General features: G+C 65.2%; 21 protein-coding genes. 13 read left to right on the forward strand and 8 right to left on the reverse strand.

Annotated features, from left to right (window positions below; all coding sequences use genetic code 11):
• Position 1: 1 nt before the first annotated feature.
• Together AC5Y2S_RS19085 and AC5Y2S_RS19090 are read left to right on the forward strand one after the other, a co-directional pair.
• Positions 2-1,612 (forward strand): FAD-dependent oxidoreductase, encoded by a 1,611-nt coding sequence (locus AC5Y2S_RS19085; RefSeq protein WP_499957626.1) that lies wholly within the window; start codon positions 2-4, stop codon positions 1,610-1,612.
• A 113-nt stretch (positions 1,613-1,725) separates the two neighbouring features.
• Complete coding sequence (locus AC5Y2S_RS19090; protein WP_499957627.1) at positions 1,726-2,880, forward strand: acyl-CoA dehydrogenase family protein; 1,155 nt, start codon at positions 1,726-1,728, stop codon at positions 2,878-2,880.
• A 19-nt stretch (positions 2,881-2,899) separates the two neighbouring features.
• Here the strand turns inward: AC5Y2S_RS19090 and AC5Y2S_RS19095 are convergent, their stop codons facing one another.
• Positions 2,900-3,658 (reverse strand): hypothetical protein, encoded by a 759-nt coding sequence (locus AC5Y2S_RS19095; protein ID WP_499957628.1) that lies wholly within the window; start codon positions 3,656-3,658, stop codon positions 2,900-2,902.
• A 210-nt stretch (positions 3,659-3,868) separates the two neighbouring features.
• Between AC5Y2S_RS19095 and AC5Y2S_RS19100 the strand changes: the two genes are divergently transcribed.
• On the forward strand, positions 3,869-4,759 hold the full coding sequence (locus AC5Y2S_RS19100; protein WP_499957630.1) for a DUF7064 domain-containing protein: 891 nt from the start codon (positions 3,869-3,871) through the stop codon (positions 4,757-4,759).
• Between the two features lie 17 nt (positions 4,760-4,776).
• Here AC5Y2S_RS19100 and AC5Y2S_RS19105 read toward each other — a convergent pair whose 3' ends face one another.
• Complete coding sequence (locus AC5Y2S_RS19105) at positions 4,777-5,412, reverse strand: TetR/AcrR family transcriptional regulator (RefSeq protein ID WP_499957631.1); 636 nt, start codon at positions 5,410-5,412, stop codon at positions 4,777-4,779.
• Positions 5,413-5,604: 192 nt separating this feature from the next.
• On the opposite strand from AC5Y2S_RS19105, the gene AC5Y2S_RS19110 reads away from it, so the two are divergent.
• The 5 genes from AC5Y2S_RS19110 (at position 5,605) to AC5Y2S_RS19130 (ending at position 9,471) form a co-directional block, all read left to right on the forward strand.
• Positions 5,605-6,648: a hypothetical protein gene (locus AC5Y2S_RS19110; RefSeq protein WP_499957633.1), complete on the forward strand. Its 1,044-nt coding sequence runs from the start codon at positions 5,605-5,607 to the stop codon at positions 6,646-6,648.
• Between the two features lie 66 nt (positions 6,649-6,714).
• A complete protein-coding gene (locus AC5Y2S_RS19115; RefSeq protein ID WP_499957635.1) occupies positions 6,715-7,443 on the forward strand; it encodes a hypothetical protein in 729 nt (242 codons plus the stop codon).
• On the forward strand, positions 7,440-8,042 hold the full coding sequence (locus tag AC5Y2S_RS19120; RefSeq protein ID WP_499957637.1) for a cytochrome c oxidase subunit 3: 603 nt from the start codon (positions 7,440-7,442) through the stop codon (positions 8,040-8,042). The genes AC5Y2S_RS19115 and AC5Y2S_RS19120 overlap by 4 nt, the downstream gene beginning before the upstream one ends.
• Positions 8,043-8,044: 2 nt before the next feature.
• The gene (locus AC5Y2S_RS19125; protein WP_499957638.1) at positions 8,045-8,314 is read left to right on the forward strand and encodes a cytochrome C oxidase subunit IV family protein; all 270 of its coding nucleotides are present in this window, start codon (positions 8,045-8,047) and stop codon (positions 8,312-8,314) included.
• A gap of 2 nt (positions 8,315-8,316) precedes the next feature.
• Positions 8,317-9,471: an LLM class flavin-dependent oxidoreductase gene (locus AC5Y2S_RS19130; RefSeq protein ID WP_499957640.1), complete on the forward strand. Its 1,155-nt coding sequence runs from the start codon at positions 8,317-8,319 to the stop codon at positions 9,469-9,471.
• An 18-nt stretch (positions 9,472-9,489) separates the two neighbouring features.
• On the opposite strand, the gene AC5Y2S_RS19135 is transcribed toward AC5Y2S_RS19130, so the two are convergent.
• Entirely contained in the window at positions 9,490-11,193 is a 1,704-nt protein-coding gene (locus tag AC5Y2S_RS19135; RefSeq protein ID WP_499957642.1) for a phytoene desaturase family protein, read from the reverse strand.
• A 375-nt stretch (positions 11,194-11,568) separates the two neighbouring features.
• On the opposite strand from AC5Y2S_RS19135, the gene AC5Y2S_RS19140 reads away from it, so the two are divergent.
• Genes AC5Y2S_RS19140 through AC5Y2S_RS19150 form a run of 3 tightly spaced genes read left to right on the forward strand, consistent with a single transcriptional unit; the run spans position 11,569 to position 13,822 of the window.
• The gene (locus tag AC5Y2S_RS19140) at positions 11,569-12,357 is read left to right on the forward strand and encodes a hypothetical protein (RefSeq protein ID WP_499957643.1); all 789 of its coding nucleotides are present in this window, start codon (positions 11,569-11,571) and stop codon (positions 12,355-12,357) included.
• Positions 12,358-12,389: 32 nt separating this feature from the next.
• Positions 12,390-13,154 (forward strand): hypothetical protein, encoded by a 765-nt coding sequence (locus tag AC5Y2S_RS19145; RefSeq protein WP_499957644.1) that lies wholly within the window; start codon positions 12,390-12,392, stop codon positions 13,152-13,154.
• 17 nt (positions 13,155-13,171) lie between these two features.
• Positions 13,172-13,822, forward strand: coding sequence for a TetR/AcrR family transcriptional regulator (locus AC5Y2S_RS19150; RefSeq protein ID WP_499957645.1), 651 nt, complete (start codon positions 13,172-13,174; stop codon positions 13,820-13,822).
• Between the two features lie 123 nt (positions 13,823-13,945).
• On the opposite strand, the gene AC5Y2S_RS19155 is transcribed toward AC5Y2S_RS19150, so the two are convergent.
• From AC5Y2S_RS19155 to AC5Y2S_RS19175, 5 genes are read right to left on the reverse strand one after another with little or no spacing between them, the layout of a single operon-like run.
• Positions 13,946-14,968, reverse strand: coding sequence for an acyl-CoA dehydrogenase family protein (locus tag AC5Y2S_RS19155; RefSeq protein ID WP_499957646.1), 1,023 nt, complete (start codon positions 14,966-14,968; stop codon positions 13,946-13,948).
• A complete protein-coding gene (locus tag AC5Y2S_RS19160; RefSeq protein ID WP_499957647.1) occupies positions 14,965-15,732 on the reverse strand; it encodes an SDR family NAD(P)-dependent oxidoreductase in 768 nt (255 codons plus the stop codon). Before AC5Y2S_RS19160 ends, AC5Y2S_RS19155 begins: the two co-directional genes overlap by 4 nt.
• A gap of 24 nt (positions 15,733-15,756) precedes the next feature.
• Positions 15,757-16,950, reverse strand: a complete 1,194-nt coding sequence (locus AC5Y2S_RS19165; RefSeq protein ID WP_499957649.1) for a thiolase family protein — start codon at positions 16,948-16,950, stop codon at positions 15,757-15,759.
• A 29-nt stretch (positions 16,951-16,979) separates the two neighbouring features.
• Positions 16,980-17,399 (reverse strand): nuclear transport factor 2 family protein, encoded by a 420-nt coding sequence (locus AC5Y2S_RS19170; protein WP_499957650.1) that lies wholly within the window; start codon positions 17,397-17,399, stop codon positions 16,980-16,982.
• A gap of 52 nt (positions 17,400-17,451) precedes the next feature.
• Positions 17,452-17,925 (reverse strand): PaaI family thioesterase, encoded by a 474-nt coding sequence (locus AC5Y2S_RS19175; RefSeq protein ID WP_499882368.1) that lies wholly within the window; start codon positions 17,923-17,925, stop codon positions 17,452-17,454.
• A gap of 193 nt (positions 17,926-18,118) precedes the next feature.
• Between AC5Y2S_RS19175 and AC5Y2S_RS19180 the strand changes: the two genes are divergently transcribed.
• A complete protein-coding gene (locus AC5Y2S_RS19180) occupies positions 18,119-18,949 on the forward strand; it encodes a mycofactocin-coupled SDR family oxidoreductase (protein WP_499957651.1) in 831 nt (276 codons plus the stop codon).
• Between the two features lie 24 nt (positions 18,950-18,973).
• On the forward strand, positions 18,974-20,149 hold the full coding sequence (locus tag AC5Y2S_RS19185) for a spirocyclase AveC family protein (protein ID WP_499957652.1): 1,176 nt from the start codon (positions 18,974-18,976) through the stop codon (positions 20,147-20,149).
• The last annotated feature ends 30 nt before the right edge of the window (positions 20,150-20,179 follow it).

Genomic DNA, 20,179 nt, shown 5'->3' on the forward strand with positions numbered 1-20,179 from the left:
AATGGCTTTCGTGATCACCCAAAATTGCTGCAAGGACGCCAGTTGTGTCCCCGTGTGCCCGGTGGACTGCATCGGGCCCGTGGCCGGGGCGGGTGAGTTCACCGGAACCGAGATGCTCTACATAGACCCCGAGGCGTGCATCGACTGCGGCGCCTGCGCCGAGGAGTGCCCGGTCGGCGCCATCTATCACGAAGACGAATTGCCGCCTCCATTGGCGCGGTTCCTGGACATCAACGCGACCTACTTCGCGCACCAGCCTCTGGAGGCGGCCGTTCGCGCGGGCGACCACGATCACGCAGCCGTGCAGGCCGGTTCGCTACGAGTGGCGATCGTCGGCGCGGGCCCGGCGGGGTGCTACGCGGCGACCGGGCTGGCCCGGGTCGCCGGTGTCGAGGTGGACCTGTTCGACCGTCTCCCGACACCGTTCGGTCTCGTCCGCGCCGGGGTGGCGCCGGACCATCAGCACACCAAGTCGGTGGTCGAGGTCTTCGATCCCGCGTTTACCAGCCCCGGGTTCGGTTGCCATCTCAACGTCGAGGTCGGCCGCGACATCACCCACGAGGAGCTGCTCGGGCTGTATCACGCGGTGATCTACGCGGTGGGGGCGTCACAGGGCCGGGAGTTAGGCATCGCGGGCGAAGGGCTTCCCGGAAGCCACGCGGCGGGGGACTTCGTCGGTTGGTACAACGGGCATCCGGAGCACGCGCGGCACGCGTTCGACCTGTCCGCCGAGCGGGCCGTCATCGTCGGCAACGGCAACGTGGCGTTGGACATCGCCCGCGTCTTGCTGATGGGGCCCGAAGAGCTGGCGAAGACGGACATCGCCCCCCATGCGCTGCGCAGCCTGACGGCCGGCATGGTTCGTGAAGTGGTGATCTTGGCGCGCCGCGGGCCGAGGGACGCGGCGTTTTCGGTCGGCGAGTTCCTGGCCTTGGGCCACCTGCCTGGCGTGGACGTCATCGTCGACAGTGACGAGCTGGAGCCGCACCCCGGTGATGACGTCGAGACGATCATGAAACTCCAGATCGCTCGGGAGTTCACGCGACGGGCGCGGCAACCGGACAACAAGCGAATTGTCTTCCGCTTCCACGCCTCCCCGGTCGAAGTGGTGGGCGAAGGTCGTGCGGAGGGTTTACGGGTCGTGCATCCGGGCGGAGAGACCGAGTCGATCGAGGCTCCGCTGATCCTGCGCTCCATCGGATACCGCGGCTCGCCGATCGACGGGGTTCCCTTCGACGCGTCCACCGGGTTGGTGCCCAATGGGAATGGTCGCGTCGTGAGCGAGGATGGCCGGCCTGTCCCGGGCACATACGTCACCGGTTGGATCAAGCGGGGTCCGCGCGGAGTGATTGGAACGAACCGCAGTTGCGCCGCCGAGACGCTGACCAAACTCTGGGAAGACTTCGACGCGGGCGTGCTGAAGCGCGATGTGGGCGATCGGGCCGCGGTGGGTGCCCTGTTCGCTGATCGAGGTGTCGAGCCGGTGGACTGGCAGGGGTGGCGCGCGATCGACGCCGCCGAGCGCCAACGCGGTACCGAAGCCTCCCGGCCTCGGGTGAAGTTTGTCGATCTGGCCGACATGTTGGCCGTCGCCAACATGTGTGGTGCGTAGGACGCGCCGCGGGGGATAGCTCCGGCGCACCTGAACGTGAGCGACCGGCCCGGCACGGGGCCGGGTGAGCCACCGTTTAATATGGAATAAAAATCTGCTCGCGAGGTGATGCTGTGAGTTCTGCGCTGACCGATGAAGAACGCCTGCTGGTCGAGACAGTTCGAGCGTTCATCGACCGTGACGTCAAACCGACGGTCCGCGATGTCGAACACGCCAACGAGTATCCCGAGAAGTGGATCGAGCAGATGAAGCAGATCGGGATCTACGGGTTGGCGGTCCCCGAACAGTACGGCGGCTCGCCGGTATCGACGCCCTGCTATGTGCTGGTGACCCAGGAACTCGCGCGCGGCTGGATGAGCCTGGCCGGAGCGATGGGCGGCCACACGGTGGTGGCCAAGTTGCTGACGCTGTTCGGCACCGAGGAGCAGAAACAGACGTACCTGCCGAGGATGGCCTCCGGCGAGGTTCGCGCGACGATGGCGCTCACCGAGCCCGGCGGCGGCTCGGATCTGCAGAACATGGCGACGACGGCGGTTCCCGACGGTCAGGATCTGGTGATTACCGGCGCGAAAACCTGGATATCCAATGCCCGCCGTTCGGACCTCATCGCGTTGTTGTGCAAGACCGATCCGAAGGCGACACCGCGGCACACCGGGATCTCCATCGTGCTGGTGGAGCATGGGCCAGGACTGACGGTGTCGCGGGATCTGCCCAAGCTGGGCTACAAGGGCGTGGAGAGCTGCGAGCTGTCCTTCGACGGATACCGCGCGCCCGCCTCGGCGATCCTCGGCGACGTTCCCGGTAAAGGGTTCGCGCAGATGATGAAGGGCCTGGAGACCGGTCGCATTCAGGTTGCCTCGCGCGCGCTCGGTGTGGCGACCGCCGCCCTCGAGGACGCGCTCGCCTATGCGCAACAGCGGGAGAGTTTCGGTCGGCCGATCTGGAAACACCAGTCGGTCGGGAACTATCTGGCAGACATGGCAACGAAACTCACCGCCGCCCGGCAGCTCACGCTTTACGCCGCCGAGCGTTATGACCGTGGCGACCGCGCCGACATGGAGGCCGGGATGGCCAAGCTCTTCGCGTCCGAGGTGGCGATGGAGGTCGCACTCAACGCCGTGCGAATCCATGGCGGCTACGGCTATTCCACGGAGTTCGACGTCGAACGCTACTTCCGCGACGCACCGCTGATGATTGTCGGCGAAGGCACCAACGAAATCCAGCGCAATGTGATCGCCGGCCAGCTCATCGCCCGCGGAGGCATTTGACGCCGTATCGCGGCGAGGCTTAGCGCGTAACGGGCACGCCGTGGGCCGGCGGTACGGTGACGGGTTGCGGGGGCGTCTTCGGCAGCCGTTTGACTGCGACAAGCACGCCGATTCCACCGATGGTGCAGATTGCCCATAATCCGAGGTACCAGAACGAGCGGAATTGCGGTCCGAAGAACGCCGCGATGGCCGCGAACCAGCAAGTGATCATCCCGAGGTATCCCCACCACACCACGGGGGCGGTTCCGGCGCTGCTGCGGCGCCGCATCAGGATGCCGACGTACATCAACGGCAAGGCGGTGTTTGCAACCGAGAAATACGCGATCGCGAGAGGGTCACCCATCGAGCGGTTGAACACATTCCAGACGATGACCGCCGCGGCGGCGCCGGCGACGATCAGGGCGGCAAACTGGCGCGGGGTCGACGACGGTAGCAGCTCCTTTCTGGCGTACCGAACCGCTTGCACGATGTAGGCGATCTCGAATGTGACGGTGAACAGCAGTGCGCCCCAGAATAGTTCGACGTACCAGTGATGGTAGGTGTGGAACCACGTGCCGTAGCGGGCGACGAACGTCGCGTCACCTGCGAACCAGAACAAGGTGCAAAAGATCGGGATCGAGTACACCTTCTCGCGCCAAGCGATCACATAGGCGGCGAAAAACCACGTGTAATTGCAGGCCATTGCCAGCGCGCACAACGCCAGGATCGCGACCTTGTGGTTGTCAATTTGGGCGAGCATCTGGTGTCCGTCGTACATCAGCTGCTGTCCGTCGTACATCAGCTGGATCCTAAGCGAGTCGGGCCAGCCTGTAAACGATCACTCACATTCGCCTGGCGACCCAGGGCGCTTGACTGAAATGCTGATAAAATTTTAATCTGACTAAGAAAATTGCCGTATCGGGCTGACGCGGACGGCCATGCTGCCGGAGGGACGACCCGCCGACGCGGACATCGTCGAGGTCCTGCAACGAAGGGGAGTAACACGCCGATGACCGTCACCGACCTCGCCGACGCCTGGGGACCGCTGGCCGAGCCCATCCACCCCGACGCCGCCGGGCCGGCCGACCCGGTGTGGAAAGACAACGCCTACCTGTCCTTTTGGGACACCTCCAGCGCGGTGTTCTGCAGCTTCCACGTCTCGACATCGCCAAACGGCACGGGCGCGCGACGGGCCCGGTGCAGTGCCTCGGTCCGGGGCAAGGTCCTGGAGATCATCGAGGACTTGGCACCGGGCAGCTTCGCAAGCGCGTCGATCGATTTCGGGCTCGACGGCGCGATAAGGGTCCGGCATCCACGGTTGCGGGCCGATTTGGTGAACACCCCGTTGTTCGTCGCGGCCGATTACGCGGCGGGCGGCGTGGTCCCCGAACTGGTTCCGGGCAAGCCGCTGCAACATTTTCAACAGGCGTGTCAGGTCACCGGCACGTTGGTGCTGGACGGCGCCGAGTCACCGGTGCGCGCGAGCGGAATGCGCGACCGCACCTGGGGTTTCCGCGACGAATCCACGATGTGGATCGAGTACGCGGGTCTGGTGGCGGTCATCGGCGACACCTTCATCACGGTGATGAAGTTTCTGGGTGCCGACGGCACGCTGCGATCGGACGGATTTCTGATCGACGCGGACCGATCGCTCACGGTCGCCGACGTGACGTTTGGGCGCAACGCCGCCGGGCAGTTCCGGCTGGCCCGGCTGCGCGACGCCGAGGGCGGCACCCGGCTGGTCACGCTTTCGTCGCGGGTGGCCGGGTTTTTTGTGCCGATGGGCGCCGACTCCGAGGGGCCGTCGTTCGGCACCTACGACGACTTTATGACGTTGGATAGCGAAAGCGGCACCGGCGGTGGGTTTTTCGAACAGGGCATCCTGCACCGAGTGTTCTGAGCGCGTGCGAGCCGCGATCACGGTCCGTACAGGGTGCCCCGCCACATCGTTACCAACACGTCGACGGCGGCTTCCTCGTCGGCGAGATTCGGTTCAACCCCCAGCCCGGCGATGTACAGCACGCGTTCGGTGCCCCAGAACAGCGTTGCCGCGAGCGTCCTGCTCGGCACTTGCGAGGTGATTATCCCCGCCGCGCGCTCGCGCTCGATCTCCACGGCGCCGGCGGCGATGAAGCGTTCTGCGATCGCCAACCACAGATTGCGCAACTCGGGCTCGGAGTGCCAGTGGTGATTCGCCGCCTGTAGCACCGGACGGTGGCGATGCCACGCGTGTGTGACAGCCCGGATGCTGCGCTGCAGGGCGTCCGTCGGAGAGTCTTCGGAGGAACGGGCCAGGAACGGTTGCACGGTCTCGAAGATGTCGTCCATGGCGCGCTCGAGTAGACCGCTGAGCACCGAAAACTTGGAGGCGAAATAGAAGTAGAAGGTCGCACGGGAGACCTTCGCCTCCGTGAGAATCTGCGCAACGCTGACGTCGTTGAACGGTTGCCCTGTCAACAGGCGCGCGGTGGCCGCGAAGATGCTCTCAGCGGCCGATGCCTCGGTGTCCGCCACCCGTCGTCGACCGACCGCTCGCCGCGTCATCTCGGTCATCGGCGACACCTTACCTGCGATGTGCGCATCTTTACGCGTCCCACCAGAAGAATCTATGCAATTTTCAAAAGAGGTATACACGCTGTCTGAACATCATGTTAGGGTGAGCTGGTTCACACCAGCCGAGGGTTGCCGCAACCACTGGCACGACAAAAACCGCACTTCACCGCGGGGGAGAAAGGTCGGATATCGATGAGTTTGACGCTGAGTAGCAGCAGTTGGTGGCCGCTGGTGGGTGAGGAAGGATGGCCCCCGAACATCAAGCCGAGCCCCGGCGATTTCATCGCCAGCGCTCCGGCCCAGCTCACTTTCTTCTTCGTGGCGGGCGCCGCCGCCGTCATCTTTGCGCTGCCCTGGGCGATCAGGGCGGCGGTGCGGAGCAAGAACTACATTCCTCTGCTGGTCATAGCCAGCGGGTTCATTTGTAGCCAGTGCGAACCCATGCTCGACATGTTGGGCCACTTGCACTGGGCCAAGAACCTGGTTCCGGCCTTCACCAACTTCGGCATCACCGTGCCCGCGCTCATCCCGCTGTGCTACGTGGCGTTCCTCGGCCTTGAGTCGTACTTCTGCTACTTCGTCATCCGCAACGGAGCGCATGCGCGACACTTCATCATGCTGCTGGGATTGGGCATCGTCACCGACGCGGTCATGGAGACGATCGGCATCAACTTGCGGACCTACGAGTACTACGGCGTGCAGCCGTACAAGTTCCTCAACTTCCCTTACTGGTGGGGCTTCATCAATGGCGGCTCATTCGTCACTATCGGCGCGATGTTGGCCTTCGCGGTGCCGCGGCTGAAGGGCGCGCACAAGCTGTGGTTGTTGCTCGTCGCGCCGACCGGCATGATGATGAACTACTTCGGGATCGGCTGGATTCACCTGCTCGCGCACAACTCGACGCTGCCGGTCGCGGCGCGCTGGGTGGCCGCGACGATCATGATGGCGATGATGGTCGGCTGGATGTTCGTCCTGCACAAGCTCGTCGGGCGGCCACAGTCCCTGCCGGCGCCGAACTGGACACTATGGCGGATCTTCGCATACGGGAAGCTGACGCCGAAGCGCTCGACGCGAATGGCGATGTGGCAGAAGATGTGCGAGGAAGGCGGCGTGAAACCCGGCGATGGGATCGCCACCAATCCCGAGGATCCGACCCAGGCACTGATGGTCGGCCCCACCGTTGTCTTCGCCGATGGGGCAAGCGCGACGACGCGTCGACGCGAAGCCTCGGTTTAAAACCGTTGCAGTCGTGGGTCGTTCAGGACATATTCGGGCGACCCACGAGGCGAAGGGGACTGTGCGATGACACCAGGTATTCAGAAGACGATGGCGTTCAGCGGCGCGGCGTTCGTGCTGCTGTTGTTCCCGGCGATCATCATGACCGGCCTGCTTCCGCCGATATCGCCGATGCGGAACGCCAACGAGATAGCTCAATTCTGGTCGACGAACACCGGCCTGAAGCGGCTCGGACTCGTCCTCCTGCTGACCGCTTCGGGATTGCAGGCGCCGTTCGGCGCGCTCATCGCGGTCCGGATCAGGCAGATGGAGGCGGGGCGACACTCCGCTCTCGCCTACACGCAGCTCGTCGGGACGGCGCTGGCGGTGGTCGCGATCATCATGCCGACCTTCGCCTTCGCGGCCGCGTCCTACCGCCCCGAGCGCGATCCGCAGATCACCCAGGCCCTCAACGACCTAGGATGGCTGCCGTTCGTCATGAACTGGCCGGCCGCCACGATCCAGTGCTTGGCCATTGGATTTGCCATCTTCGCTGCGGCACGAGAGATTTGGCCCCGATGGCTGGGCTACTTCAACGTCTGGTGCGGGTTCATCTTCGCCGCCGGCGGTTTGGTGGTCCTGTTCAAGGATGGCGTGTTCGCCTGGAACGGCCTGCTGGCGTTCTGGCTGGTCGCCGTGTTCTTCGGAATGTGGTTCCTGATCATGGCGTGGCAGCTGTGGGTGAGCATTGCGGCGCCGGAAGGAAACTCTGCGCTGAGTGAGGACGAACCGCGGCACAGCCAGTTGCAACGATGACCCTGGTGCGGCAGCCGGACGCGCGGGACGTGGACGCCGATCGACCACGGAAAGTCCCGGGCGAAGAGGGTATCTGGGTCTTCGTACTCGGCGACATGACGGTGTTCGCGTTGTTCTTCGCGACATTCATGTACTCCCGCGGCAAGAACCACGCGGTGTTCGCGCGGGATCACGCCGCGCTGCACATCGCACTGGGCACCGTCAATACCGTTCTGCTGCTGACCAGTTCGCTTCTGGTGGTGCTGGCCGTCCAGCGGGCCCTCGACGGGCGCCGCGCGGGCGCCCCGCGGCTGATAACGGCCGCGTTGTGCTGTGGACTCGGCTTCGTCGCCGTCAAGGTCGTCGAATGGTCCCAGCTGTTCGCCGCCCGCAAAGGGGTCGGCAGCGGCGAGTTCTACTCGTACTACTTCATGTTCACCGGCATCCACCTGCTGCACGTGCTGATCGGTCTTGCCGTGTTGAGCCGGCTGATTGCGGTCCTCCGGCAACCCGAGTTCACCCATAAGCACGCGCGGCTGTGCGAATCGGGCGGAATCTTCTGGCACATGGTCGATTTGCTCTGGGTGGTCCTGTTCGCACTGTTCTATCTGGTGAGGTGACGATGACGGCGACGCGTCGGGTGACCCTGGTGTGGGCGCTGCTACTCGCGTTGACCTTCGGGTCGTTTGTGGTCGGGGTCGAGCAGGGCGCTGGCTTCGCTTCGGTCGGCGCCGCAATCATCATCGGGATCGCGATGTTCAAGGTGCGGCTGATCGGGCTTCACTTCATGGATGTGCGGGCGGCCCCGCGTGCCCTGCGGGCGTTGTTCGAGTGCTACGTGTTGGCCGTCTTCGTGGTTCTGGCCGCTTTCGATATCTTCGTGAGGCAATAACCATGACTGAAATCCTCGCCGGCATTGGCATCTGGGCGTCCAGGCACCTCGATCCCAAGGTCGCGGGGCCGTATGCGGCAGCCTTGCAGGCCACCGGGCAGATCGACTACGCGGTGATCTGGGATCAGCTGACCAGCTGGTGGCCCAATAAATTGTTCACCCCCGAGAACACGCCGCTGGCCGCGGCGTTCCCCGACATCGACTCGCTGCAGGACCCGTTCGCGACCATGGCGTTCGCCCTGAGCGCCGTCGACCGGTTGGGTTTTGCAGTATGCACCGACGCGTCCAGGCGGGACGCCCCCGAATTGGCCCAAACCATGCTCACTCTGGCCGGTTCGACGACGGGTCCCGCGCTGCTGTCGTTGGGCGCCGGCGAGGTGCGCAACATAAGTCCGTTTGGCCGCAAGCGATCGCTGGGTCTCAAGAGGCTCAGCGACACGCTGCAGGTGCTGCGGCTGCTCTGGACCGCCCGAGAGCCGGTCGATTTCGACGGCGAGATCTTCAAACTCAAGGACGCGTTCATCGGCAACGCCGGCAAAGACCGCCGCCCGGAGGTGATCGCCATGGGGGGCGGGCCGCGGCTGACCGAGATGGCACTCAAATACGCCGACGGCTTCGGCACCGGCGCGCCGTTCGTCTACGCCGACCCCGCCAAGTACGCCGCCCTGGTGCAAGGCCACAAGCAGACGCTGAAGGAATTGGGCCGCGAAGACGACACTTTCCATTTCGCCCTGCACCACATCGCCTTCATCACCAAGGGCAAGGACGACTTCGAACAATACGTCGACAACCCGTTGGTCAAGTGGTACGCGGCGACCGGGGGGCGGATCAACCAGCGAGAATGGGAGCCCGAGGGAATCGAACCGGTGATGCCGCTGGATTGGCATTACGCCTTCCACATGAAGCCGAACTCGATGACGCTCGACGAGATCAAGGCGATCACCGACCGGGTGACGCCGGAGATGGTGCGCAAGACGTTCTTCTACGGCACCCCCGACGATATCGCCAAGGAAATAAGGCCTTTCGTCGAGGCGGGCTCCACGATCAACCTCGTCGCGGACTTCGGACCGATTCTGGTCCCGGCGGAACCCGAGGCCACGATCGAGGCTTCCGCGGAGATCTGCCGACTGATCAAGCAGGCTGGACCGAAAGACTAGGGGACCGGCCCCCGCCGATCAGAGATCGGCGGGGAAGGGGTCGTTCTGACCGCTGGAGTACGGGTCCGCATCGGCCTTCTTGCGGCGCGTCACCAGCTCTTTGAGTACGCCCAGCCGGCCGCCCTTGTCCTCGAGGTGGAAGTGTTTGAGCATGGTGCGGGCGGCGTTCTGGCCGGGCATGCCGCTGATGCCGGCGACGGGGTGGGTGCCCGACCCGGTGAGGTAGAGGCCCTCGACCGGGGTCTTGTAGCCGGCAAAGCCGGCCACCGGCTTGTTGGGGCCGAACCGGCTGATGGTGGGGTCGACGTGGTAGACCGAACCGTCGATGGCCCAGAACCGTTCCTCGATGTCGGGCAGCACCAACGGGCGGACGGCGACTTGCAGGTCCTCGACGCCCTTGTAGTACATGTCCGCGTCTTTGAGGATGCTGTCGGTGATCTTCTTCCGCGCCACATCCCAGCCGTCCTCGGGGTAGGACGGGGTCAGGCCGGTCCAGAACCACCACAGGTCTTTGCCGGGGGGCGACATCGACGGATCGAACGAGTTGGTTACTTGGGCCAGACCGGGAATCGCGTCGGGCACCTTGCCGCGCACACACGCCCGCGCCGCCTCTAGCGCCTGCTCGTAGGTGTGATAGCAGTTGCACGCTTGCCGCATGTCGATGCCGTCGCCGCGCCACTTTTCATGCTTTGACATGTCCACCCGCCCCGACAGCGCGACGTTGACCTTGGCGTCGGCAATGCCGCGCTTGCGGGTCGGAATATGGTCGGCGGCGTTCTGCTTTTTGGGCTCAAGCACACCGCGGGGCAGCAGCCTGGTCAATGTGGTTTTCGGGCTGCATGCCGTCAAAACCGCACGGCGAGCCCGGATTTCGGCGCCACCCTTGATCCGAACACCGGTGCAGCGGTTGTTGGTGACGATCAGCTCCTCGACCGGCGAACTGGTGATCACGTCGCCGTGGTTGTCCTTGATGACACCGATCAACGCCTTGGGCAGCGATCCGGTGCCGCCGTGGAACATCGCCACGCCATACTTGCTCAGCACGCCGAGGTAGATCAGCGACCAGCCCGACATGTCGGCATCGAACGGCATGAACGGCAGACTGGCCAGCATTGGCGCGCGGATCATGTCGTGCTCGAAGCTTTCCTCGACCGCTTCGGCCTGCGAACTCGACATCCAGCGGCCGAGAGCGGCCATTTGCTTACGGTTTTTGACGACCGCGCGCGCCGACTTGAGGATGTTCTTGATCTCGGGCTCCACCACATTGGTCTGCATCATCGGCAGGCCGATTTCCACCGCGGCGTCGATCACTTCGTAGAGCTCGAGCAACGCGCGGGCGTCCTTCTTGGAGAAGTACTCCAGCTCGGCGGCGGTCTTGCGCGGGTCACGCCACAGGCCGAGGGACGCGCCGTCGGCGGCGAGCTGGAAGTGGGCGGGGTCGATGACCGTCTGGCGCAGCCCGTAGTGACGTGACAGCCCGAGGTCGCGGTCGATCGTGGTCGTTCGGAACAGTGACGCCTGGATCGACGCCTCGTTGATCGTGTACTCCGGCGCCTCGGGCGCAAAGGAATTCGTCGACGTCATGCCACCGGCGGTCGGGGAAGCCTCGACCACGAGCACGTCGAGCCCCGCCTTGGCCAAATAGGCAGCTGCGACCAGCCCGTTGTGTCCGGATCCGACGACGACGACGTCGGCTTCACGCGGCGGGGAAGCGACCTTCATGACCAGTCCTTCGATTTATGCGAGCGAGCACCGCTCGCCTCAAGCTGAATCTAACTGTCATTAAAATCTTATCCGAACGAATCCGCGATGTCGATCACGCTTCCAGGGCGAATGTCGGTACCCCGTCGCCGCGTGGGAATCGCGCGGAGTCCGGTGGAGATGTGCGGGCCATGCCACCGCCATGCCGCGCAAGCGGTCTGCCGCGGCTCTTGATTTTCCACTGGGCGCAGATAACATTTGATATCTAGTAGAGAAACGATCGATATCTCTATCCAAGATTTCGCGAGCGTCTGGCTGCAGGGAGGATGTGCGTCGGGCACCAAGGGCGCGGCGGCGCCTTCGCCGCGGGTTTCGAGAAAGGGGCGAAAGTGCGAAATGGCGCGTGAGACGTACGAGTTCGCGACCACGCGACGGATTCAGAAGGCCTGCATCTGGACCGGGCCGGCGATGGGGGCACTCTTCGTCGTGGGCTTCGCGGTAGCCGGATTCTTCCCGCCGCCGTCTCCCAACAAGACCGGGGCCGAGGTCGCGGCGCTGATCGATCAGCATCGCATGGCGATCCGCGTCGGGATCGCCATCTGCCTCGCATCCTGCCCTCTGCTGATGCCGTTCCTGGCGTCGTTCACGATCCAGATGAAGCGAATCGAGGGGGTCCGGCCGGTCATGGCCTACACCCAACTCGCGTTGGGCGCGCTGGCGACCATCGAGTTTGTCATCCCCTACGTCTTCATGCTCGTGTCGACCTACCGGTCGGATCAGGATCCGGATGTCACGCGGGCGCTCTACGACATTGGGTGGTTCTTCTTCCTCGGTGTCATCTCCACATTCGTCCTGCAGCTGGTGCTGTTCGGTGTCGCGGTGTTGATCGACTCACGGCCACAGCCGATCTTTCCTCGCTGGCTCGGCTACGTAAACATCTGGCTCGCACTGACATTCACGCCAGCCACATTTCTCGTGTTCTTCAAGACCGGTCCGCTCGCCTGGAATGGGCTACTGGTCTGGTGGGTGCCGCTGTGCGCCTTCCTGGTTTGGTTTCTCCCCAACTTCGTGTGCCTACTGCGCGCTGTTGACGCCGACGACGGCGTGCCCTCCGGGCGCGACGCCCGTCTGGAACGCGAGGTCACCGAGTTGCGCGACCGCCTCGAAGCGCTCTCGATCCGCTGAGCGCCCGACTCAAGAGAAGAGGATTATTTCCGTTGCTGCTTGACGATCTGCTGCGCAGTTACGACCTCGGCAGTCCCGGTATCGTGCGTCTGCTCGTCGTGTCGGCGGTCGCATTCGGGTTCGGCTACGGCGTCTACATCTACTGCATTCTCCTGTTGGTCCGCGAGCGCACCAGCCCGTACCCGGTGTGGATGCACACCTTCTACTTGGCGTGCGACGCGACGGGCACCGTGTTCTGGTTCCTGCTCGCGAAACAGCACGGTTGGTTCTGGTTCTTCGCTGCCAGCTCCGCGGCGATGGCGATCTGGGTGCTCTGTGAGCTGTGGTCGCTGTACATGGCCGTTCGCTTTGAGCGGCAAGAGATCTGGGGCCGTTACTACGACCAGCCGGTCAGCCCGAGGCAGGCCGTGGGGCGAACCGCGGCGCAGACCCTGTGGTTCCTGTGTGTCGTCAACCTGACCAACTACTTCCTCGGCGGACTCCGCGACGCGGCGATGTTCAAGTGGTACGTGTGGACCAACCTCATCGTCGCGGTGGGTCCCGCCTACCTATGCGCAGCCCGCAGGACGAGGAGGGGAACGTCGATGGGACTGGCCATCATGGTCCTGCTGTCCATCGTCGCGACCTATCTCCCTCGCGGATACGGGATGTGGACCACCGCGTCGTCGTATTTCGACACGCCCTGGTTCTACGCCAGCGGGCTGGTGGCGACGGGCTACGCCATCTACAACGTGCTCCTCGTCAAGAGCTTCGCTCCCAAACCTGCCATCATTAACGGGCGCAGAACGGTGTGGTGACAAGGAGAGCAACGGCATTGCCACGAGCTGAACGCGGCGCGACCCGTCATCGCAGGGCGCAGACCCGGCGCAGCACCGAGGAGGTGCGTCGGCTCGTACTGGTCTCTGCGCGCCGGCTGTTCTCGATCCATGGCTACGGCGGCACCAGTACCCGCGACATCGCCGCCGAAGCCGGGGTGACGGCACCGGCGATCTATCGCCACTTCGGCAGCAAGGAACGCCTTTTCGAGGCGGCGGTCGAGCAGCCGCTGCACCTGGCCGTCGACGGATTCCTGCAGGACTGGGAGTTCCTCGGCCCCGACCGGGCCAACAACGCCGCGGCGGTCCGCCTGTACATGAAGAGCCTGGTGCGGCTGCTCAAAGACAATCGCGAGCTAGTAACCGCGTACCTGCACAACCGATCACGCGACGACGCCGAAGAGTCGGTGCTCAGCCGCGAACTCAGCAGCGTCGTCGAGCGCGTGCAGAGCGCCATCACCGACCAGGGCCTCGTCGGTGTCGACGTGCCCGTGGTCGTCCGGTGCGTCACCGGGATGGTGTTGTCGCTGGTTCTCTACGACGACTTCCTGTTCCCACCGAACGACCGTCCCCGTCAGGACCGCATCCTGAACGAGGTCGTGGCGCTCACCCTGCGCGGTATCGAGAGTCGGGGAACATCGGCGAAGTAGCCGGGCGCAGTCGCCACGAAGTCATAGGCACGCCAGCGCGTTTGGCGTCGGTGATGGATCACGACACTCCACACGCACGCTGCGGCGCAGATGCCGACGTACTGCCAGCAATGGGCCAAGCGTCTAACCGGTGACGCTCGATGCCAGCGTTTCGTGGGCGTTGGAGTAGGCCGAGGCCATCACCTGAAGGAAGCGGGCATCGGCGAATGCGTGCGAAATCGGGTATTCGCGCATGTAGCCGTATCCACCATGCAGCTGCAGGGACTGGTCGACGGCCTGCTCGCAGACCCGGCCGGCAGTGAGGCGAGCGGCCGCCGCGTCGGCGCCCTCGAGCCCACCGCTGCCGCGCGCGTGCACGCAGGAATCGACGAACGCGGTCAGGCCGGCCAGCTCGGCCCAGAGCTCGGCCAGCCGGAACCGGGTGTTTTCGAACTCTGCCAGCGGACGGCCGAACACCTTCCTGGCGTGCACGTAGTCGACCGCCAAGCCCATCGCGTTGTGCGCGCTGGCCAGCGCCAGCACGGCGAACCACAGATCGAGGTCGCGACGCAAGGCCGGGGAGGCCACGGCGGTATCCGCGTCGACCCCGCCGAGTGACACGTCGGCCAGGCCGGCGTCGCGTCCGGCCAGGTTCTGATCGATCGGTGTGACGGTGACGCCCGATTGGTCGAGCGGCACCAGGGCAAAACCGTCGCTGTCGGGCACCAGCAGCGCGTCGGCGATGCGCGCGGCGGCGACGTTCGACAACGTGGCGGGTGCGGGGACGGCAATCAACTCGCCGGCGCTGAGCCCGGGTAGCCACTGCTGTTTTTGTGCCGCCGTGCCGTGTTCTAGCAAGAACGGGATTGTGACACCGGCTTGCAGTGCCCAGATCAGCGCGAGGCCGGTCGCCCCGGCCGCGATCGTCTCCTCGATCAGGACGGCGAGGAAGCCGAGATCGTCGGTGCCCCCGCCGCCATACTCTTCGGGAACCGCGGCGCCGAGGAACCCGGCGCCGCCGGCGGCCACGATGATGCCGCGCGGCACGCCATCCGCGCGCCGCCATTCGTCAAGGTTCGGCGCGACTTCCGTCGCGATGAATCGCCTGACGCTGTCGCGGAAGGCGTCGTGGTCGTCGCCGTAGATACGCCGACGGCTCGAAATCACCTGGGTGCCATCCTGATTGCGCCGTCGAGCCGAATCGTCTCGCCGTTGAGCATGCCGTTGTCGATGATGGACAGCGCCAGCCGGGCGAACTCGTCGGGCAGGCCCAGCCGGCTCGGGTGCGGCACGGTCTTCGCCAATGACGCCCGCACCTCGTCGGAAACCTTTGCCAGCAACGGTGTGTCGAACGTGCCGGGGGCGATGGTGCACACGCGGATCGCCTTGGACGCGAGATCCCGCGCGGCGACGATGGTCATGCCGACGATGCCGGCTTTGGATGACGCGTACGGGATCTGACCGATCTGGCCCTCGAATGCGGCCACCGACGCGGTCAGGATCACCACGCCGCGGTCGCCGTCGAGCGGCTCGTTGGTGGCCATCTGCGCTGCGGCCAGCCGCAGCACGTTGAACGAGCCGATCAGGTTGATGCCGATGACCTCGGAATAGGTCTCCAGCGAGCCGGGTGAGCCGTCCTTGTTGACCACGCGGACCGGTCCGCCGCGCCCGGCGCAGTGCACCACCGCCCGAAGCGGACCCGACTCGGTAGCCGCGTTGATCGCCGCGGTGACGTCCTCGGGGCTGCGAACGTCGGCGGCGACGAACTGCACGGTGTCGCCGAGTTCCTTGGCCACCGTCTCGCCGTCGGAGGACGGCAGGTCGGCGATGACCACCTTGGCGGCGCCGCCTGAGACCAGGCGTTCGACGGTCGCGCGCCCGAGCCCGGACGCGCCTCCGGTAACGACCGCGGTGATTCCCTCAATCTGCATGCGTTGCTTTTCCTTTCGCGGCCTTCACAGCCGTTCGATGATGGTGGCGTTGGCCATCCCGCCGGCTTCGCACATGGTCTGCAGCCCGTAGCGACCGCCGGTCGCCTCCAGTGCGTACAACATCGTGGTGAGCAGCCGTGCGCCCGACGCCCCCAGCGGGTGGCCGAGTGCGATGGCGCCGCCGCGCGGGTTGAGCCGGGCCGGATCGGCCCCGAAATGCTGCGCCCACGCCATTGGCACCGGGGCGAACGCCTCGTTGACCTCGTAGTGGTCGATGTCGGCCAGCGAGAGCCGCGATCGGCGAAGGACCCGCTCGGTCGCCGGGATCGGACCGGTCAGCATCGTGATCGGATCATCGGCGGCCAGACCGAACGCGTGGAAGCGCGCCCGTGGGGTCAGGCCCAGCTCGTCGGCGACATCGTCCGCCATGATCAACACCGCCGCGGCGCCGTCGGCGAGCTGCGACGAATTGCCCGCGGTGATGTGCCAGTCGGCGATCTCGGGGAACCGCGCCGCCATCTCGGGGGAGTAGAACGATGACTTGAGCGCGCCCAGCCCCTCGACCGTGGTGGACGGCCGGACGGTCTCATCGGTGATCACAACCGCGCCGTCCGGCGTGGTGATCGGCACGATCTCGGGGGTGAAGTCGGCACGGGCGGCGTTCGTGTGTGACCGGGCGGAGAACTCGTCGATGGACTCGCGGTCGAGTTTCCAGCGGGCGGCCACCAATTCGGCCGAGACGCCCTGGGGCACAAGCCCGGGCGCATACCGTTCGGTCACCGACGGCCCGTAGGGGTCCTGGCCGATCCGCGCGGTGAACATCGGGATGCGGCTCATCGATTCGACACCGGCCGCCACGACGATGTCGCACGCACCCGCGATAACCGCCTGTGCGGCGAAGTCGGCGGCCTGCTGGCTGGACCCGCAGGCACGATGCACCGCTACGGACGGCACGCTCTCGGGCAGCCCCGCCGACAGCCATGCCCAGCGCCCAACCGGGCCGGACTGCTCGCCGACCTGACTCACGCAGCCGGCGATCACATCGTCGACCCGAGCGGGGTCAACATCGTTGCGGGCCATCAGCTGGCCGATTACCTGGCCCAGCAACTCCACCGGATGCACGCCACTCAGGGCGCCGCCGGGGCGCCCATCTTTGGGTGGCTTGCCCTTGGCCATCGGCGAGCGAACGGCATCGATAATGACTGCGCTGCGCGACATTTGGGTTCTCCTCGAGGTTTCTTGTGGCGTCAGGCGTGCTGCGGCTGGGTGATCGCCGCGGCATCCCAATAGAACGCGCGGATTTCGTGCACCAGCCCGTCGGCGAACGACCACACCTCTAGGGCGGAGTTAGGGACGACGTCGTCGGAGCCGGGGTTTTTCCAGTCGAAGGTGATCCAGGCGACCACGTGATCGCCGTCGCCGATCGTCCGCAACAGCTTCAGGTTCGTGGCGCCGGCCTGGTTACCCGCCTTGGCGATCCCCGTGAACAGCCCGCGCAGCCGACGGCTTCCTTCGACCCGCCCGCCGTGTGGCAGCGAGGGCGGCCACTCGATCGCGACGTCCTCGGCGAAGTGGGCGTCGATGGCCGCCGCCACCGCATCGGGGTCGGCGCCGGCGAGCGCGGCATAGAAGTCGGCGACGATCTGGGCATTCGGGCGCTGCGACATCGGGCACCTCACTGTTCGGGGTCGGGGAACAATTTAGAACCTTATCGTCTCATTAAGTGCTCGGCAACGGCGGTCCCGACGAGCCGCCGGCGATCATCGTGCCCTGGCTCGTGGCGCAGCGATCGCCGTTTCGGTCCTCCACGACCACTTCGACGAACTTGGTCCGCCGGCCACCGCCCAGCACGGTGGCGCGGAACGTGAGAGGGGCCCCGGCGGGCCGGTGAAACTGGATGTGTAGGGAGCCGGTCGCGGGCAACAGGCCCTTGTCGCTCTGCCGCATGGTGAGCGCGCCCATGATCTGGTCGGCCGCGGCGGCCACGGTACCGCCGTTCACGGCGCCGTTCGGGTTGGGCGTCAGGGTCGAACGTTCCATCCGGAAGGTCGCCGAATCCGCATTCAACTCGACACACACGAGGCCGAGGTCCCGGCAGTATGGCAGGGAGTTGGCCCAGGTCAGCCAGTCGAGCTCCGCGTCAGAGGCTGGGTGCCACCACGCCGTCTCGGGCGCGGTACCGTCGTGCGACATCGTCGGCTCCAATTCCTTGGTTTTCCTTTGCAAATGTAAACGATCGTTTATGCGGCGATGACCGCCGCCCCAGGTGGATGTGACCATTGACACAAATGCGGCGATCGGCAATTATGAGACGTTGAACCTTAAAAAGGTGACCCGTCGGCAGAACGTCCGTTCGGGAAGGACTGAAGACAAGGACAGCTAGGTTATGGGACTCGCCGACAACAAGGTCGCCTTCATTTCCGGGGTGGCGCGGGGCCAGGGCCGTTCGCACGCGGTGCGGCTCGCCGAGGAAGGCGCCGACATCATCGGCTTCGACATCTGCGCCAACGACGACGCGGTTGAATACCCCCTTGCCACCCGCGACGATCTCGACGAGACGGGCAAGCTGATCGAGAAGTTCGGGCGCAAGGCGCTGCTGTCGGTCGTCGACGTTCGTGATTTCGAGGCCGTCAAGCGGGTCGTCGACGACGGCGTGGCCGAATTGGGTCGGTTGGACATCGTCTTGGCGAATGCCGGCGTCATGGCCATCACCGGCGAGCAGCGGCTGCAGCGCGAGGCCTTCCTGGCCGGGATCGACATCATGCTCGTCGGCGTGTTCAACACGGTGATGCCCGCGATCCCGCACCTGCGGGCCGGCGGGCGCGGTGGATCGATCGTGATCACCAGCTCCACCGCGGGTTTGGTCGGCGGGCTCGGCGACGGTTCGCCGGGCGTGCTGGGTTACACCGCCTCCAAGCACGGCGTGGTCGGCCTGATGCGGGCCTGGGCCAACGTGCTGGCGCCGGAGAACATTCGCGTCAACACGATCCACCCCACCGGCGTCAACTCGCCGATGATCGCCAACGAAGCCTTCGGTCGTTATGTGCAGGAGTTCCCGACGATCGCCCAGAACCTGCAGAACCCGTTGCCGGTGCCCAACGGATTGCTTGAGCCGCAAGACGTTACGGATTCGATCATGCACCTGGTCTCGGACGCGGGCCGCTATATCACCGGCACCACCTACGTGATGGACGCCGGGTTCACCAACAACCGCTAGTCGCTCATCGAAAGGGGGTCGACGATGACCCAGATGGTCGAAAGGTTGGACCACGCGAGGCAGTCGCCGGTTCTGCGCCCAGTCGATGCGACGCCCCGAGCGTCGACACCGGTGAAGTGGTGGGCGGCCGTCGGCGCCGCCTACCTGGTGTTCATGGTGGCCGTGCTGACCGCGTGGGTGCTGAGCCCGTTGTTCAAGACCGTGCCGGCGGGTCCGACGCCGGTGCCGACCTTCATGAAGGTCGCGGTCATTTTTTTCGAGGTCATCTCGATTCCGGCCGTGCTGGCTTGCCTCTATTTCCTGGTCGTGCGGCCCTGGCGGCGTGAGGGCAAGCTCAGCGTGGACGGGGCGCTGACGATCGCGTTCGCGACGGTCTGGTTCCAGGATCCGCTGTCCACCTACAGCGGCACCTGGTTCACCTACAACGCGTGGGCGCTGAACTACGGTTCTTGGACGAACAGCATTCCGTTCGCCACGGGCAAGGCCGCACCAGGTGCGATGCTCGTCGAACCGATCCTGATCGTTCCCGGGGCCTATGTGTATTGCTTTGTTGTCGCGATGTTCGCCGGATCCTGGGTGATGCGCGCCGCGCGCAACCGCTGGCCGCAGATGAGCGCGGTCAAACTCGCCGCCATCTGCGTCGTCGCGATGTGGGGCTTCGACGTCGTGTTAGAGGGCGTCATGTTCATGCCGTTGGGCATCTGGGAGTACGCGGGCGGGCACTTCAACATCTTCCCGAACACGTACCACAAGTTCCCGCTGACCGAGATGATCACGGCCGGTTCGGCGTTCGCGGCCGTCGCTATCTTGCGCTTCTTCAAGAACGACCGCGGCGAAACGCTCGCCGACCGCGGTCTGGAATCGCTGAAGGTGTCGGATCTTCGCAAGAGTGTGTTGCGAGCGCTGGCAATCATCGGTTTCGTCAACATGTTGTTCTTCGTCCTGTACAACGTGCTCAACACGTGGACCGCGACGCGCCAGGCCGAATGGCCGGCGGACTTCCAGAAGCGCTCGTATTTCACCAATGGTCTCTGCGGCGAGGGAACCGACCAAATGTGCCCCGGACCGGCCGTTCCCCAGTTCCGCAACAATAACCACGACCCCAGCGGTGGATCGGCGCACCTGGACCCCAACGGAAACCTGGTCGTGCCCCCGAACACCGCGCTGCCGAACGTGGTGCCCTTCGACCGCGGGAAGTAGTGCGAGGCGCGACATTTCATCCATCGGTAG

Source organism: Mycobacterium sp. NGS69 (assembly GCF_059812165.1).

Excerpts from the sequence above, each read along its gene's own strand:
- AC5Y2S_RS19140 (WP_499957643.1), top strand. The coding sequence starts at position 11,569 with ATGGCGCGTGAGACGTACGAGTTCGCGACCACGCGACGGATTCAGAAG.
- AC5Y2S_RS19120 (WP_499957637.1), top strand. The coding sequence starts at position 7,440 with ATGACCCTGGTGCGGCAGCCGGACGCGCGGGACGTGGACGCCGATCGA.
- AC5Y2S_RS19095 (WP_499957628.1), bottom strand. The coding sequence starts at position 3,658 with ATGTACGACGGACAGCAGCTGATGTACGACGGACACCAGATGCTCGCC.
- AC5Y2S_RS19105 (WP_499957631.1), bottom strand. The coding sequence starts at position 5,412 with ATGACCGAGATGACGCGGCGAGCGGTCGGTCGACGACGGGTGGCGGAC.
- AC5Y2S_RS19170 (WP_499957650.1), bottom strand. The coding sequence starts at position 17,399 with ATGTCGCAGCGCCCGAATGCCCAGATCGTCGCCGACTTCTATGCCGCG.
- AC5Y2S_RS19130 (WP_499957640.1), top strand. The coding sequence starts at position 8,317 with ATGACTGAAATCCTCGCCGGCATTGGCATCTGGGCGTCCAGGCACCTC.
- AC5Y2S_RS19175 (WP_499882368.1), bottom strand. The coding sequence starts at position 17,925 with ATGTCGCACGACGGTACCGCGCCCGAGACGGCGTGGTGGCACCCAGCC.
- AC5Y2S_RS19165 (WP_499957649.1), bottom strand. The coding sequence starts at position 16,950 with ATGTCGCGCAGCGCAGTCATTATCGATGCCGTTCGCTCGCCGATGGCC.
- AC5Y2S_RS19115 (WP_499957635.1), top strand. The coding sequence starts at position 6,715 with ATGACACCAGGTATTCAGAAGACGATGGCGTTCAGCGGCGCGGCGTTC.
- AC5Y2S_RS19085 (WP_499957626.1), top strand. The coding sequence starts at position 2 with ATGGCTTTCGTGATCACCCAAAATTGCTGCAAGGACGCCAGTTGTGTC.
- AC5Y2S_RS19100 (WP_499957630.1), top strand. The coding sequence starts at position 3,869 with ATGACCGTCACCGACCTCGCCGACGCCTGGGGACCGCTGGCCGAGCCC.
- AC5Y2S_RS19180 (WP_499957651.1), top strand. The coding sequence starts at position 18,119 with ATGGGACTCGCCGACAACAAGGTCGCCTTCATTTCCGGGGTGGCGCGG.
- AC5Y2S_RS19160 (WP_499957647.1), bottom strand. The coding sequence starts at position 15,732 with ATGCAGATTGAGGGAATCACCGCGGTCGTTACCGGAGGCGCGTCCGGG.
- AC5Y2S_RS19110 (WP_499957633.1), top strand. The coding sequence starts at position 5,605 with ATGAGTTTGACGCTGAGTAGCAGCAGTTGGTGGCCGCTGGTGGGTGAG.
- AC5Y2S_RS19135 (WP_499957642.1), bottom strand. The coding sequence starts at position 11,193 with ATGAAGGTCGCTTCCCCGCCGCGTGAAGCCGACGTCGTCGTCGTCGGA.
- AC5Y2S_RS19125 (WP_499957638.1), top strand. The coding sequence starts at position 8,045 with ATGACGGCGACGCGTCGGGTGACCCTGGTGTGGGCGCTGCTACTCGCG.
- AC5Y2S_RS19185 (WP_499957652.1), top strand. The coding sequence starts at position 18,974 with ATGACCCAGATGGTCGAAAGGTTGGACCACGCGAGGCAGTCGCCGGTT.